At 74.8% G+C, this 14704-nt stretch carries 15 protein-coding genes; 5 read left to right on the top strand and 10 right to left on the bottom strand.

Annotated features, from left to right (window positions below):
- Positions 1 to 3 precede the first annotated feature (3 nt).
- A complete protein-coding gene (locus JAO84_RS35185; protein ID WP_370416505.1) occupies positions 4 to 396 on the bottom strand; it encodes a DUF4440 domain-containing protein in 393 nt (130 codons plus the stop codon).
- Positions 397 to 570: 174 nt separating this feature from the next.
- Here JAO84_RS35185 and JAO84_RS35180 point away from each other — a divergent pair, with 174 nt between their 5' ends.
- The 4 genes from JAO84_RS35180 (at position 571) to JAO84_RS35165 (ending at position 4799) form a co-directional block, all read left to right on the top strand.
- A complete protein-coding gene (locus JAO84_RS35180; RefSeq protein WP_265869165.1) occupies positions 571 to 1485 on the top strand; it encodes a diiron oxygenase in 915 nt (304 codons plus the stop codon).
- 56 nt (positions 1486 to 1541) lie between these two features.
- The gene (locus JAO84_RS35175; protein WP_370416504.1) at positions 1542 to 3191 is read left to right on the top strand and encodes an FAD-dependent oxidoreductase; all 1650 of its coding nucleotides are present in this window, start codon (positions 1542 to 1544) and stop codon (positions 3189 to 3191) included.
- A 171-nt stretch (positions 3192 to 3362) separates the two neighbouring features.
- Positions 3363 to 4259: a universal stress protein gene (locus JAO84_RS35170; RefSeq protein ID WP_370416503.1), complete on the top strand. Its 897-nt coding sequence runs from the start codon at positions 3363 to 3365 to the stop codon at positions 4257 to 4259.
- 156 nt (positions 4260 to 4415) lie between these two features.
- A complete protein-coding gene (locus JAO84_RS35165) occupies positions 4416 to 4799 on the top strand; it encodes an STAS domain-containing protein (protein ID WP_370416502.1) in 384 nt (127 codons plus the stop codon).
- 164 nt (positions 4800 to 4963) lie between these two features.
- On the opposite strand, the gene JAO84_RS35160 is transcribed toward JAO84_RS35165, so the two are convergent.
- The 9 genes from JAO84_RS35160 to JAO84_RS35120 form a co-directional block, all read right to left on the bottom strand.
- Positions 4964 to 5692, bottom strand: a complete 729-nt coding sequence (locus JAO84_RS35160; RefSeq protein WP_265869170.1) for a GNAT family N-acetyltransferase — start codon at positions 5690 to 5692, stop codon at positions 4964 to 4966.
- A gap of 362 nt (positions 5693 to 6054) precedes the next feature.
- A complete protein-coding gene (locus JAO84_RS35155; RefSeq protein ID WP_370416501.1) occupies positions 6055 to 6783 on the bottom strand; it encodes a ribonuclease H in 729 nt (242 codons plus the stop codon).
- Complete coding sequence (locus JAO84_RS35150) at positions 6780 to 7832, bottom strand: adenosine kinase (protein ID WP_370416500.1); 1053 nt, start codon at positions 7830 to 7832, stop codon at positions 6780 to 6782. The genes JAO84_RS35155 and JAO84_RS35150 overlap by 4 nt, the downstream gene beginning before the upstream one ends.
- 121 nt (positions 7833 to 7953) lie before the next feature.
- A complete protein-coding gene (locus tag JAO84_RS35145; protein ID WP_370416499.1) occupies positions 7954 to 8298 on the bottom strand; it encodes a GNAT family N-acetyltransferase in 345 nt (114 codons plus the stop codon).
- Between the two features lie 85 nt (positions 8299 to 8383).
- Positions 8384 to 9070: a lipoyl(octanoyl) transferase LipB gene (lipB, locus tag JAO84_RS35140; protein WP_370416498.1), complete on the bottom strand. Its 687-nt coding sequence runs from the start codon at positions 9068 to 9070 to the stop codon at positions 8384 to 8386.
- A gap of 51 nt (positions 9071 to 9121) precedes the next feature.
- Positions 9122 to 9346: a helix-turn-helix domain-containing protein gene (locus tag JAO84_RS35135; protein ID WP_370416497.1), complete on the bottom strand. Its 225-nt coding sequence runs from the start codon at positions 9344 to 9346 to the stop codon at positions 9122 to 9124.
- Positions 9346 to 9540: a hypothetical protein gene (locus JAO84_RS35130; RefSeq protein ID WP_370416496.1), complete on the bottom strand. Its 195-nt coding sequence runs from the start codon at positions 9538 to 9540 to the stop codon at positions 9346 to 9348. The genes JAO84_RS35135 and JAO84_RS35130 overlap by 1 nt, the downstream gene beginning before the upstream one ends.
- A 49-nt stretch (positions 9541 to 9589) precedes the next feature.
- Positions 9590 to 10501: a hypothetical protein gene (locus JAO84_RS35125; RefSeq protein ID WP_370416495.1), complete on the bottom strand. Its 912-nt coding sequence runs from the start codon at positions 10499 to 10501 to the stop codon at positions 9590 to 9592.
- Positions 10498 to 10941 carry a hypothetical protein gene (locus JAO84_RS35120; RefSeq protein ID WP_370416494.1) on the bottom strand — a complete coding sequence of 148 codons (444 nt, stop codon included), beginning with the start codon at positions 10939 to 10941 and terminating at the stop codon, positions 10498 to 10500. The genes JAO84_RS35125 and JAO84_RS35120 overlap by 4 nt, the downstream gene beginning before the upstream one ends.
- 184 nt (positions 10942 to 11125) lie before the next feature.
- Here JAO84_RS35120 and JAO84_RS35115 point away from each other — a divergent pair, with 184 nt between their 5' ends.
- Positions 11126 to 14704: a CHAT domain-containing protein gene (locus tag JAO84_RS35115; protein ID WP_370416493.1), complete on the top strand. Its 3579-nt coding sequence runs from the start codon at positions 11126 to 11128 to the stop codon at positions 14702 to 14704.

The following is a 14704-nucleotide window of genomic DNA, read 5'->3' as shown; positions in this document are numbered from 1 at the left end:
TGTTCAGCCCTCGGGGACGGGGGTGCCCTGGTGGTAGTAGAGCCGCCAGCCGGTGTCGCCCGCGCCCTTGCGCCACAAGGAGCTGCGGCGCGCCCGGCGGCCGGCGATGACGCTCTCGTACGTCAGGTGCACGAGGTCCGGGGCGAGGAGCACCCCGCGCAGGGCGGAGACCTCGATGCGCGGGCTGTCCGCCCCGCCGTGCAGGGTGGGCAGGGCCGCGACCATCTCCTCGTACGTCCAGCGCCGTCCCGAGGCGCCGACCTCGACGAACTCGGGGTCGAAGAGCCGGACGCCGTCGGCGGAGGCCCGTACGGCGGGGTCGTGCAGGCGCAGTTCACCGTCCGTCGCCGCGGCGACGGCGGCCCGTTCCTCGGCGGTGCCGGTCGTGTCGATCATGACCGCATCCTCTCCCTCCCCCGCCCCCTTGGCAACGAAATTCCGTACCGACGGGTAGGCGTGCGCGCCGTCTTGCTATACGGTCCGTCCAACAGCTTGCTAGACACCGCGTCTAACAAGCACCCCGCGAACGGCGCCCGATTCCCGCCCCCGAGGTCCTCAAGGAGCCGCACCATGGCCAGCAGCACCGTCCAGCCGGCGGACCAGACCCGGCAGCCCGAACGAGAGGCGGCCCGCCGGCTGCTCGAGTCCTCCGCGAAGCTGTCCTACGACCCCGCCACCGAGGTCGACTGGGACACCCCGCTGGACGAGGACTTCCACGGGATGAGCCCGGAGTGGAGCACCCTCTACGGCACCCGCTACTGGCAGGAGCTGACCGAGGCCCAGCGCAAGGAGCTGACCCGGCAGGAGTCGGCGTGCGTGGCCAGCACCGGCATCTGGTTCGAGATGATCCTGCAGCAGATGGTGCTCCGGGACATGTACGCCAAGGACCCGACGGACCCGCGCTTCCAGTGGGCCCTGACGGAGATCGCCGACGAATGCCGGCACTCGATCATGTTCGGACGCGGCGCGGCCAAGCTCGGCGCCCCCGCCTACCGCCCGGGCCGCTTCGTCCGCGAACTCGGCCGGGCCTTCAAGACGCTCGCGGTCGGCGAGGCCGCGTACGCCTCGATCCTCGTCGCCGAGGAGGTGCTCGACGTCATGCAGCGCGACTGGATGCGCGACGAGCGCGTGGTCCCCTTCGTACGGACCATCAACAACATCCATGTCGTGGAGGAGTCCCGGCACATGAAGTTCGCCCGCGAGGAGACCCGGGCGCGGCTGCGCGGCGCCGGCCGGCTGCGCCGCCGGGCGCAGGCCCTGGTGGTCTCGATCGCCTCGTACTTCATCGTCACCAGCATGGTCAGCCGCGAGGTGTACGAGAAGGCCGGGCTCGACGTCGAGCGGGCGCTCGCCGAGGCGAAGGCCAACGAGCACTACAAGTCCATGATGCGGTCGAGCTGCGCGGGGCTGATGGAGTTCCTGGCCTCGGCCGGACTGCTCACCCGCCCGGCGGTGGCGGTCTACCGGCGCGCCCACCTCATCTGACGCCCCCCCGCCACCAGTCCCCCGCCCCCTCCCGGAGTCCGCGAGCTGACGACGCCATGACCTACGCGATCACCCAGACCTGCTGCAACGACGCGACCTGCATCGCCGTCTGCCCGGTCAACTGCATCCACCCGACCCCCGAAGAGCCCGACTTCGGCCGGACCGAGATGCTCTACATCGACCCGAAGTCCTGCATCGACTGCGGTGCCTGCGCCGACGCCTGCCCGGTCGACGCGATCTTCCCTGCGGACGCGCTGCGGCCCGGGCAGGAGGCGTACGCGGCCGTGAACGCGGCCTTCTACGAGGACCGCGCGCCGCGCGAGGCACCGGCGGGCGGGCCCGTCTTCCACGCCTGGGGCGCCCCGGCGTTCGCGCGCAGCCTGCCGTCCGACTTCGGGCCGCTGCGGGTCGCGGTCGTCGGCACCGGGCCGGCCGGCATGTACGCCGCCGAGGACCTGCTCCTGCACACCGGCGCCGAGGTGACGCTGATCGACCGGCTGCCGGTCGCGGGCGGTCTGGTGCGCTACGGAGTGGCGCCCGACCACCCGGCGACCAAGCGGATCGGCGACACCTTCGCCCGCTTCCACACCCACCCGCGGGTCAGCATGTACCTGGGCGTCCAGGTCGGTACGGACGTCACGCACGAGGAACTGGCCGCGCACCACGACGCCGTCGTGTACGCGGTCGGCGCGGCCGGCGACCGGCGGCTCGGCATCCCCGGCGAGGAGCGCACCGGCAGCGTCTCGGCGACCGCGTTCGTGGCCTGGTACAACGCGCACCCGGAGGTCGCCCCGGACGCGATCGACCTGTCGGGCACCGAGCGGGTCGTGGTGGTGGGCGCCGGGAACGTCGCGCTCGACGTGGCCCGCATCCTGGTCGCGGACCCGGAGACCCTGGCGGCCACGGACATCGCCGACCACGCGCTCGCGGCGCTGCGCGCCTCCGCCGTGCGCGAGGTGGTGCTCCTCGCCCGGCGCGGCCCCGAGGACCTGTCGTGCACCGCGCCCGAACTCCTCGCCCTCGGACAGCTGCCGGGCGTCCGGCTGGTCGTGGACGACCACGACCCGCGGGTCTGGACGGCCGTCGAGGCGGCCGAGCCCCGGGACAAGGCGGCGCTGCTGCGGGGCGCGGTCCGCGAGCGGGTGGACTGGGCGCGCCCGCCGGGCGGGGAGCGGCGCATCGTGTTCCGATTCCACTCGGCGCCGGAGGAGGTCCTTGAGGGAGCGGTACGGGTCACGGGCGGGGCGGGCCCGGCCGGCGGGGCGGAGATCCCGGCCGGGCTCGTGCTCCGGGCGGTCGGCTACCGCGGACTGCCGGTGGCGGACCTGCCGTTCGACGAGACGACCGGCACGGTGCCGCACACCGGCGGCCGGGTCGAGGGCCGGCCCGGCACATACGTGGTCGGCTGGATCAAGCGCGGCCCCTCGGGCGGCATCGGCGCCAACCGCACCTGCGCGGCGGAGACCGTGGGCACCCTGCTCGCGGACGCCGTCGCCGGCGTGCTGCCGAAGCCGGCCGGCACCGCCCGCGGCTTCGACCGGCTCGCCCGGGGCCGGGCCCGGCACGTGGTGGACGCGCGCGGGCTCGCCGCGATCGAGCGGGCGGAACGAGCCCGCGGCGAGGAGGCCGGCCGGCCTCGGGTCAAGCTGGGCTCGCTGCCGGAACTGGTCGCGGCGGCGCGGGGACGGCGCCGCGGGGACGGCTGAGCCGACGGCGGCGGGCGCGGAGGGCGGACCCGCGCCCCCGTTGCCGTACCGCCCGCGCATCGGGGTGCGTACGGGGGCTCCCGTACGGGCTTCGGCGTGGCACCCGTATCGAGGTGAATGATCCCGATATGAGTGCACGACATGAGTACGAGTGAGAATTCGCCTGTGGTCGTGGGGGTCGACGGTTCCGAGCACAGTCTGCGGGCCCTGGAGTGGGCGTTGCAGGAGGCGCGGAGCCTGTCCGCCCCGCTGACCGTCGCGCATGTGCGCTCGGAGGCGCTGCAGCTGGGGAGCGCCCGGATCGCCTCGCTCGGCCCGTCGCCGGAGCTGCCCGACACGGTCGTGGACGCACTGGCCGCCGAGGTCGGGCCGCGGGCCGAGGGGCTTGAGGTGGGGTACGCCTCACTGGACGGCTCCGTCGTGGACGCCCTGGTGGAGGCGGCCGAGCGGGCCCGGCTGCTCGTCGTCGGGTCGCGGGGGCGCGGCGGCTTCAAGAGCCTGCTCCTGGGCTCGAACAGCCGGTCGCTCGCCGCGGCGGCGCCCTGCCCGGTGGTCGTGGTGCCGCACGAGGCGCGGGCCGCGTCCCTGGAGAGCGGGGCGGCGGCGGGGCGGGTGCTGCTCGGCCTGGAGACCGACGAGACCGCCGACGAGGTCGTGGAGTTCGCGTTCGAGGCGGCGGAGCGGCGCGGGGTGCCGCTGGAGGTGGTGACCGCGTATCCGGTGCCGCCGTCCCCGGCGCTGCTCATCGGCGCGCCGGCGCCCGCGCTCCAGGTGCCGCCGCCGATGCCGGACGAGACCCCGGATCTGGTGGAGAGCACTTCCCGGCGGCAGGGGGAGCGGCTGCTGCCGTTCACCGAGCGCCGTCCGGAGGTCGAGGTGATTCCGACGGTCACGCCCGCCGATCCGGCCGGGCGACTGGTCGAGGACTCCCTGGAGGCGGGGCTCGTGGTGGTGGGTCGGCACCGCCGGCACCGGATCGAGACGCTGCTGATGGGCTCGGTCGCGCACGCCGTGCTGCATCACGCCCACTGCCCGGTCGCTGTGGTGCCGCCGGCGCCGAAACGGTGAGCGGGCCGAAGCGGTGAGCGAGCAGCCGGCGCGGGTGCGCGGGCGGGAAAGGGAGGTTTTCACCTCTTCAGGTGATGGCGGACATGGAGAAACGTGTCTGCCTCCGGACGTGCCGGGAACCTCGTTGCACGGGGACCGATCCAGTGGAGCGTGTCCATGCATCTGATCCGAACCGGCGAGGCCGATCTCGCCGTGCGGTCGAGCGAGGGCCTGACCACGGCCGAGCTGTACGGAGAGCTCGACCTGGTGCTGGTGCAGCGCGTCCGGCCCGAACTCGACGTGCTGGCGCGCGAGGCGTCCGCACTCACCGTCGATCTGCGCCACGTCACGTTCTGCGACGCGTCGGGGCTCGGGCTCCTGGTGCGCTGCGCGCAGCGGGTCCGGGAGCGGGGCGCGGCCTGGCGGCTCGTCTGCGACCAGCCGATGATCCTGCGCCTGGTGCGGCTCGCCGGCCTCGACGACGTGCTGTGCCCGTCGCCGCCGGCCGCTCCGCCGCCGGGGCCGCAGGCCGCGGCTCAGCCGGGGCGGCTCCGGGTGTAGTCCGGGAGTCCGGGTCCGGGAGTCCGGGTCAGGGGAGTCCGGGTCCGGGAGTCCGGGTCCGGGAGTCCGGGTCCGGGAGTCCGGGTCCGGCGTTCGTGGCCGGGAGTCCGGGTCCGGCGTTCGTGGCCGCCTCTGGTGGCGGCCTCCGAACGCCGGACCGGGTGTCAGGCGGGCAGCAGTTCGCCCGCGCCGCCGGGTTCCAGGGACTGGCCCGGGAAGCCCGCCGCCGGGAGCGGCGCCGGCGGGCGCATGCCCGGGAGGCGGAGCTCAATGATGCCGCGGACGGCCGGCCACTCCTCGTCGAGGATGGAGTAGAACGCGGTGTCGCGGACCACGCCGTCCAGGCCGCGCGAGTGGGCACGGCGGACGCCCTCGCAGCTCGCGCCGAGCCGCTCGATGGCGACGCGGGAGCGGGTGTTGCGGGCGTCGGCGCGCATGGAGATCCGGCGCAGGCCCCAGGTCTCGAAAGCGTGCCGCAGCATGAGGTACTTGGCCTCGGTGTTGACGCCGGTGCCGCGGGCCTCGCTGGAGATCCAGGTGTTGCCGATCTCGGCGGCGTCGGGCACCGCGGTCAGGGGGTCGCCGTTGGGCACCCCGGTGACCGGCGGCCAAATCACCGGCCCGCGCCAGTAGTCGAGTTCCAGGAAGCGGGTCGATCCGAGAACCCGGCCGGTATGGGGGTCGACCAGGGCGAACGGCAGGGCCCGGCCTTGCGCCTGTTCGGCGAGAGCGCGGGCGATGTAGTCGCAGGAGGCATCAAGGCCGTGGGGCACGGACGTGTACGCATAGGCCGCACGATCCAGTGCGCCCGCCCAGGCGATGCCCTCGGCGTGGCGCATGGCCAGCGGCTCCAGGCGCACGGTGCGCCCGGTAAGGACTACAGGTACTGGCACGGGTCCTCGGGTCTTTCACGGGCAGGGGTCATCGCACGCCGGATCGCGGCGGCGACGCAAGGGAGGGGTTCCCGGCCCGGTGACGACCACCTTGCCCAAGGGGAAATGGGCAAGTGAAACGGTTCGCCATCGGTGGCGGGAGGAACAGTATGCAGCCCCGGGGCCCCTGAGAACAGAACCCCACACGAACCCGCGCGCACGGCTGAGTGAATGTCCGGTTCACCCCATCCCTCATTCGGCCCAGCGGAGGGTTTCGGAAGCTTTACGAGAGCCTCCGGGGGCCTGGCGGCCGGCACCGGAAAGGGCTCCGGCGACCGCACTGTGCAGCGGTCGCCGGAGCCCGTGAAATGCCTGGTCAGCGCCTACGAGGCGGCTTCGGCGCAGGCGGGGTGGCCCCAGCCGTCGGGGTTCTTGGTGATGGTGTCGCCCTTGGCGTACGCCTGGCCGCAGCGGCAGCGTCCCGGGAAGCGGGCCTTGAGGCTGGGCGCGGACGAACCGGAACGCGTACCGGAGCCACCGGAGCGCGTACCGGCGCGCGGCGAACCGGGGGCGCCGGTGGCCTTGCGGGGACGCTTGGCGGCGGCGGGGCGGGCCGAGCCGGGCTCCGGCGGGGGCAGCGGCGAGCCCTCGTCCGAGCCGGCGGGCTGCTGACTGCGGGCGGTGTGGCTCGCGGCCCGGTCGGCGGCGTCGTTCAGCGGGTCGCCGTCGACCTGGTGGGCGGGGGTGTAGACGAACTCCACGCGCCGGTCGGTGAGCAGTTCGTCGATCCGGACGACCAGCTCCTTGTTGGCGACGGGGGTGCCGGCCGAGGTCTTCCAGCCCTTGCGCCGCCAGCCGGGCAGCCAGGTGGTGACGGCCTTCATCGCGTACTGCGAGTCCATCCGCACCTCGGCCGGCACGGCGGGGTCGATGCGCTCCAACAGGCGCAGGAGGGCGGTGAGTTCGGCCACGTTGTTGGTGGCCGTGCCGAGCGGTCCGGCCTCCCAGTGGGCGATCTCGCCGTCCTCGGTCCCGATGACCCAGGCCCAGGCGGCGGGTCCGGGGTTGCCCTTGGAGGCGCCGTCGCACGCCGCGATGATCTTCTCTGTCATCCCTCGATCCTGACATGCCGGGCACCGTGCCCCGGACCACCGGCGGCGGCAGCGTCCGCCGCATCGGCATCGGCATCGGCCCCGACATCGGCACCGAGTCGGGTCGCCTCGGCGAGAAGGGCGTCGCGGCCGATGGCCTCGGCGCGGGTCGAGGGGACGGTGCAGGCGTGGGCGCCGGCGATGCTGCCGTGGAGGGCGCAGATACGGGCGGGGGCGCCGGCCAGCCAGGCGTGCAGGAATCCGGCGGCGAACGCGTCGCCCGCGCCGTTGCTGTCGACGACGGGCGCGGTCGGGGTGACGGCCGGGACGTGCACGAGCGGCTCGTCGGGGCCGGTGAGGAGGTACGCGCCGGCGGCCCCGTCGGTGGCGACGGCGATGGAGGCGCGGCCGCGGGCGAGGAGGTCGCGCAGGGTGCGCTCGGGGTCGTCGAGCGCGGTGGCGGAGACGAACACCAGGTCGGCGGCGAGGGCGAACGGCTCGTGGTAGGCGTCGCGGCCGTCCCAGTCGTGCAGGTCGGTGGAGATCGTGACGCCGGCGGCGCGGAGCTCGGGCAGGGCGTGGGCGCAGGGCTGGGTGATCGAGACGTGGGCGTGCCGGCTGCGGGCGGCGAGCGCACGCACGGTGCCGGGCGGCAGCCGGTCGGCGTCGCTGCCTCGGGTGGCGTCGTAGAGGGAGAGCCGGCGCCCGTCGGGGCCGACGAGGTTGACGGCCCGCTTGGTGCCGGTGGGCTGGGGCACGTCGGTGAGGGCGATGCCGTGCTCGCGGTGGAGGGCGCGGACGAGGTCGCCCTCGGGGTCGGCGCCGAGCAGGTCGAGGTGGTGGATGCGCAGGCCGAGGCGGTGCAGTCCGAGCGCGACGAAGTCGCCGGTCTGGCCGGCGCGGGTGACGATCCCGGTGCCGATCATGTGGCTGTCGGCGAGCGGCAGGGGCAGCTCGGGCACGTAGACGATGGTGTCGACGCCGGCGCCGCCGAGGACGAGGACGTCGATGTCCCGGCCGGGGGCGGCGTCGGGGGCGGCGTCGGGGGCGATGGAGGCGTCACTGCTCATGCGGGGCAGTCAAACAGCGGCCCGGACCGCCGCGCAAGATCTTGCAGGGGATTGCTGCAAGTTGCGGGGTCCGGGCCCGGGCCGGTTCGTGCCGACGAGAGGCAGCGGCCGTCGGTGACGATCAGCGGCCGGCGAGTTGGACGTCCAGCCACTCCAGGACCTCGGGCGTCACCGCGTCGGTGATGTCGGCGTACTCCTCGTGCTTCTTCAGGAATTTCGCGACGTACGGGCAGACGGGCACGATCCGCTTCTTGGTGGCGCGCACGTCGTTCAGCGCCTGCTCGACGAGGATCGAGGCCAGGCCCTGCCCGGCGTACGCCTCGTCGACCTCGGTGTGGAAGAAGACGCGCTGCTCGCCGCGGTCCCGGAAGGCGGTGAGCCCGGCGCGCTGTTCGTCGACCAGGATCTCGTAACGGTGCCGGGGCTCGTTTAGGCGGACGACGGGGGTGCCTGCGGGCTGGGTCATGAGGAACCTTCCTGTGGTGACCGGGGGTTGGGGTGGGAGTGGGGGGTGGGATGTGGGGGTCAGATTGTGTGCGTACGGGAACGGGTCAGCCGTGCCGGGGCCCGGCGGTGGCGGGTGCGACCGCACCGAAGGCGCGGGCCACGGCGTCGCGGACGGCGGCCTCCGTGGGTGCGGGCCGGCCCTGTTCGGCGGCCATCTCGGCCAGTGAGGTCATGGCGACCTCGGGCAGTCCGCAGGCCGTGAAGCGGGTGAACTCGTCGAGGTCGGAGGAGATGTTGAGGGCGAAGCCGTGGCTCGTCACCTTGTTGCGGATGCGCATGCCGATGGAGACGAGCTTGTCGTGGCGGGGCGTCCACACGCCGACCAGGCTCTGGGCGCCGGGCGGGGTGTCGCGCCGTACGGTCTCGAAGCCGAGCGAGTCCAGAGCGGCGACGAGCCCGTTCTCCACCCAGCGCACCACGTCACCGGGCCCGCGCTCCCCCAGGTGCAGCACGAAGTAGCCGATGAGCTGGCCCGGCCCGTGGTAGGTGGCCTGGCCGCCGCGGTCGACCTCGACGAGCGGGATCGGCGAGTCGGCGCGGGGCAGCTGGTCGACGGGCGTGCGCGAGCCGTACGTGATGACCGGCGGGTGGGTCAGCAGGACCAGCCGGTCCGGGATCTCCCCGGCCCGCCGCCGCTCGACCCAGCCCCTCATCTCCTCGCTCGCCTCGGTGTACGGCACCTCGCCCAGATCGATCCGCTCAAGCCCGGACTCGCCGACGGACTCGTTCATGTCGTCTCTCCTCCCTCTCCCGGAATTCCGCGGGGCGGCGCGGCCCCGATTTCAGGGGCCTTCGAAGCTCAGCAGGTCACCCGGCCGGCAGTCCAGTTCCCGGCAGATCGCGCTGAGTGTGGAGAAGCGGATCGCCTTCGCGCGCCCGTTCTTCCGCACCGAGAGGTTGACCACCATGACGCCGACCCGGGTCGCCGGCTGTGCCAGGGTCATCTCCCGGTCCGCCGGCAACCGGTCCAGGCGGACCGCGATGCGGTAGTCCTCATCCGGTGGCATCAGACGAGCCCTTCCGTGGCGGCGCGAAGCCTCGCGCCACGGCGGAAGGCTTCGGCGAGGGCCGCGACGAGGAGGCCCAGCAGGATGACCTTGAACTCGAGAGTGTACGAGAGGACGACCGCTTCGCCGACGCGTGTCCCCGTGACCAGCCGGCTCGTGGTGACGGCCGCCACCGAGGGGCCCAGGACTCCCATGGCCCGTGTCAGGGCCGGTGCCGGTGCCGGTGCCGGTGATACGGGGGCCTCAGCCGGGCTTGCGCAGAACCCGGGAGAGGCGTTCGCCGAGCGCGCGGTCCAGGGACGCCGCGGAGTCGATGCCCAGGGCGGCCGCCAGGTCGCGGACATGGAGGTCGGCGAGGGCCTCGGTGAGTTCGGCGAACGCGTCGGCGGCGGCCCGGCCGCGGTGCAGGCCGACGGCGACGGAGGCGATGCCGATCAGGGCGGCCGGCCACCACCACACGCCGAGGACCAGATACCCGCCGCCCCAGGCGCACAGGCGCGCCGCCGCGCCGAACCTCAGGCGGGCGGCGTGCAGTTCGGCGCGGGTGCCGTCGGCTGCGAGGAGCCAGAGGCGGGGCCAGGCCGCCGCCAGGTCCAGGCGGTAGGCGCGCCACAGCCGTTGCCCGGGTGCGGCGAGCCGGTCGCCCATGCCGAAGGGGTGGCGAGGCGAGGCGGCGGCGATGCGGTCCCGCTCGGCGAAGCGGCTCTCCGCGAGCCCGGCGAGCCGGTCGGCGTCGTCCGCCCCGGCGAGACGGGCCCGGCCGGCCGTGACCAGGGCGGCGCGGAACGCGGCGTCGGCGGCCCGCCATCTGCGCAGCCGGCGGTCGGCGAGGCGCCGCAGGAGGTGCCCGCGGGGCTCGGCGCACCAGAGGAGCTCCACCCCGGCGCCGAGGGCCTGGGCGGCCGCGCCGATCGCGGCCGCGACGAGCAGCACCCCCAGGGCCACGAGGGCGACGGTGCCGATGCTCCGGGACGCGGGGGAGGCGGCGAGCGTGTCGAGCCAGGTCCGCAACTTCCCCACGTCGGCCGCGTGTTCGTGGCCGAGCACCGTCGCCGTGGTGACGGCGGCGACGAAGAGCAGTCCGGGCAGTGCGAGCAGCGTCAGCCACCGCTCCGCGATCCGGCCCCCCAGCGCGCTGAGGAAGGCGCTGGTCACCGGAGCGACAGCGGGTTCAGCGGTCGGCCGAGGAGGCCGCAGGCGGGCTGATCGGGGGCGCCGTCGTCCGGCGCCTCCACGCGACCGCACCGGCCCGCGGGACAGGCCAGGAAGTACAGCGCGGGATGCGCCGGTCCCGCCACCGGCAGACTCTGGAACACGGGGCCGGTGGACGGGGGCGTCGTACGGTACGAGCCGAGTCCGGCGCTGTGGCCCGCGGCCAGCAACAGCTCTTCCAACTCGTCGAGGTGATCGCCGAGTTGCTGGAGGGAACGGCCGTCGCGCAGGGCGGCGGCGATGGCCTCGACGAGCCGCGCCCCCGGCTCGCCGAGCGCGTCGAACTCCGGTGAGGACGAGGGATCCGCGAGCCGGCGGCAGAGCTCCTGCAGCCGTGCGTCGCCCGGGTCCGTGTTCGTCGCTCCGTCGGCCGTGTTCGCCACGCTCCCGCTCCCCCTCGGACGCCGCTTGCCGCTTGGCGCCGATTGTATGTCCCAACCCCGGCGATCCGAGGGCTTCTTGGCTATCGTGAACACAGGCCGGTACGTGCGGGGACTCGCGAGGGCGCGGGACGCGCGGAGGGTGCGGAGGACGTACGGTCCGGGGCGGCGTCAACCGGGGGTGGTCGTGGTCAGCGCGGCGGATGCGACGGGAGCCGGAGGACCCGGCGGCACACGGCCCGGTGGCGATCAACTGCTGCTGCGCCATCTGAGAACGGGCGACCGCGACGCGCTCGACGAGGCCATCCGGTCGTACCGCCGGGAGCTCGCGGCCACGGAGCCCGGCGACGCCTCCGTGCCGGGCCGCGCCGGAAATCTCCTGATCGCCCTGCACCGGCGGTGGCAACTGACCCTCGACGCCGGTGATCTGAGCGCGCTGGTCGCCTTCGGTCATGAACGGGTGTCCGTCGATCCTGTGCGCCCTCAGGACGTGGTCGTCCTCGCCCTGACGTACCGGCGATGCTTCGACCTCTACGGGCGGGCGAGCGATCTCGACCGGGCGGTCGAGCTGTTCGACCGGGCGGCCGGCCTGCCGCAGGACGCCACGACCGGCGCGCAGACGCTGGCCGCGCTCGGCGAGGCCCTGCAGGAGCGGCACGACAACGGCGCGCGCGGCGGCGAGGTCTCCCGGCGGGCCGGACCAGCCGACGACACGCCTGATGGGACCGCCGACGGGACGGATCTCGCGCGGGCGACGAGCGCCTTGCGGGGCGCGCTGGAGATCCTGCCGCCCGGCTCGCCCGACCGGCCCGGCTACCGCAACAACCTCGCCACGGCGCTGCACAGCGCCTATCTGCACAGCGGCGACACCGCGGCGCTGCGCGAGGCCCTGGACCAGTGGCGGACGGCCCTGCGGGAGAGCCCGCCGGGCAGCGAGGTGCGCCCGCTCGTCCTTGCGAACCTCTCCCAGGGACTGCGCAGCCGGCACGATCACGACACCGACGAGGCGCACCGCGCCGAGATGCTGGAGGTGCACCGCACCGCCCTGGCCGAGAGCCGGGCCGGCCACCCGAAACACCCCGCGCGGCTCGCCGGTCTGGCCGTCGCCCTGCGGCTGGCCGCCGAGGGCAACGGCGATCCCGGGCTGCTCCATGAGTCCGTCCAGCTGCTGCGCGAGGCCCTGCCGCTGTACGACGCCGGCGCCCCCGAGCGGGCCATGGGGATGAACACCCTCGGCAACACCCTGCACCGGCTGGCCCAGTCGACCGGGGACGCGACGGTGCTCGACGAGGCGATCGCCGTCCTCCGGTCCGCCCTGGCCCAGCAGCGGCCGGGCACCGGCCCGTACGCCGACACCCTGGCGAATCTCGCCGTCACCCTGCGGGAGCGCGGCCTGCAGACGGGCGACCTGGAATCCCTCCGGGAAGCCACCCGACTGGCCCGGACCGCGCTCGACGCGGCTCCCGCCTCCCCCACCGCGCAGGCCGCCCGCCTCGCCAACCTCGGCGTGGTGCTGCAGAGCTGGCACGGCGCGACGGGCGACCCGGCCGCCGCCGACGAGGCGGTCGACACCGCCCGTCGCGCCCTGGCCCTGGCCCCGCGGACCGGAGCGGTCCGCGCGGACCGGCTGAACCACCTGGCCAACGCCCTGCGCGGACGGTTCGGCGGGCGCGCCGACAGGACGGACCCCGCGACGGCCGACCCCGGCGTCGCGGACCCCGACGTGACGAACCTCGACGTGACGAACCCCGAAACGGCACACCCCGACGTGGCGGACCTCGACGAGGCGGCCGCCCTCCTCGAGGAGGCCGCCGGGCACATCCCGTACGGCGATCCGGCACTGGCGCTCGTCCTCTCGAACCTCGGATCCACGCGCCTGACGAAGCATCACCACAGCCCCCGCGAAGGGCTGCTTGAGCAGGCGGTCAGCGACCTGGGCCGCGCCGTCTGGTCCGCCCCGGAGGGCGATCCGGCCCACGGCACCTATCTGCACACGTACGGCGACGCGTTACGCGCCCTGCACCACCAGGACGGCGACCCGGCCGTGCTGCGGGCCGCCGAGGACGCCTACCGGCAGGCCGCCGGTACGAGGACCCTGCCCGCCTACGAGCGGGTTCTCGCGGCCTGGGACTGGGGAGCCGCCGCGGCGGCAGGCCTCCGCTGGAGCGAGGCGCTGCGCGGCCATGAAGCGGCCCTGGAGCTCCTGCCGTTCGCCACGTCCGGCCGGCTGGCCCGCGGCGACCAGGAGCGCGGCCTGTCCCGGGTGCGGGGGCTCGCCGCCGAGGCCGCCGCCTGCGCGGTCAACGCGGGGCGTGCGGAGCACGCGGTGTCGCTCCTGGAACAGGGCCGGGGCGTCCTGCTGAGCCGGGCCATGGACACCCGGGACGGGATCGGGCGGCTGCGCGGCGCCCATCCGGGTCTCGCCGAGCGGTTCGTCTCGATCCGTGACCGGCTCGACGCGCTCGAAGCCGTCGACGCGGCGGAAGCGGCTCTGGGCCGGCTGCCGCCCGCCACCGCGGACCAGCGGCACACCCTGGCGAGCCGCCTAGAGGAGCTGGTGGCGGAGATCCGCCGGGCACCGGGCTTCGCCGACTTCCTCGGCGCACCGGACGAGAACGCGCTGCTCGCGTGCGCGCAGGACGGCCCGGTGGTGCTCGCCTACTGCAGCGGCTACCGCAGCGACGCCCTCGTCCTGCGTCCGGAGGGCGTCCTGCTCGTACCCCTGCCGCAGGCAACGCCGGACGCGGTCGGCGCACAGGCCGACCGGCTCCGGCGCGCGCTCGCCGACGCGATGGACCCCGCCCGCGACAAGGCCGCCCAGCGGACCGTCGCCCAGGTCCTGGCGTGGACCTGGGACCACGTCACCGGCCCCGTACTCGACCGGCTCGGCCTCTCCGGTGCTCCCGTGGTTCCCGGGGCCGGGGGCGGGGACGGGGGCGAGCTGCCCCGGCTGTGGTGGTCGCCGGGCGGGACGCTGGCCGCCCTGCCCCTGCACGCGGCAGGCCACCATGACGAGGCCGTCGACGTCGTACCGCAGGGTACGAGTGAGCCGGGGCCGGCACCGCGGACCGTCATGGACCGGGTGGTCTCCTCCTACACGCCGACCGTCCGGGCGCTCCGGTACGCCCGGGACCGGGCCGCCGCCCCGCGCCCGGCCGGCCGGCTCCTCGCCGTCGCGCTCCCCGACACGCCAGGAGCCCGGCCGCTCGGCGGAGCACGACGCGAGGCGGAGACGCTGCGCGCGCTGCTGCCGACCGATGTGCTGTACGGGGAGGAGGCCACCTTCGACCGGGTCATGGCCGCCCTGCCGGATCACCCGTGCGTCCACTTCGCCTGCCACGGAGTCAGTGAACCCGCCGCCCCCTCGGCGGGCCGGCTCCTGGTGCACGACCATCCGACCCGGCCGTTGACGGTCCGGCAGATCGCCCGGCTCGACCTGCCGGCCGCGCGGCTCGTGGTGCTCTCGGCCTGCGAAACGGCGCGCGCCGACGGGCACCTGGCCGACGAGTCCATCCACATCACCTCCGCCTTCCAGCTCGCGGGGTATCCCCAGGCCGTCGGCACGCTCTGGCCGGTGCACGACGTCGTGGCGGTCCGTGTCACCCGCCTCCTCTACCGGCGGCTTCGTACCGACGACGGCGACGGCGGGCCGGCCCTTGACGACAGCCGGACGGCGGCCGCGCTGCACCAGGCGGTCCGGGAGTGCCGGGCCGCGTTCGCCGCCAGCCCGAGCCTGTGGGCCGCCCACGTACACGCGGGCGCCTGA

Source organism: Streptomyces fradiae, from assembly GCF_041270065.1.
Classification (GTDB): domain Bacteria; phylum Actinomycetota; class Actinomycetes; order Streptomycetales; family Streptomycetaceae; genus Streptomyces.
Note: the sequence above shows the minus strand (reverse complement) of the source record. Positions and strands in the feature narration are given on the sequence as shown.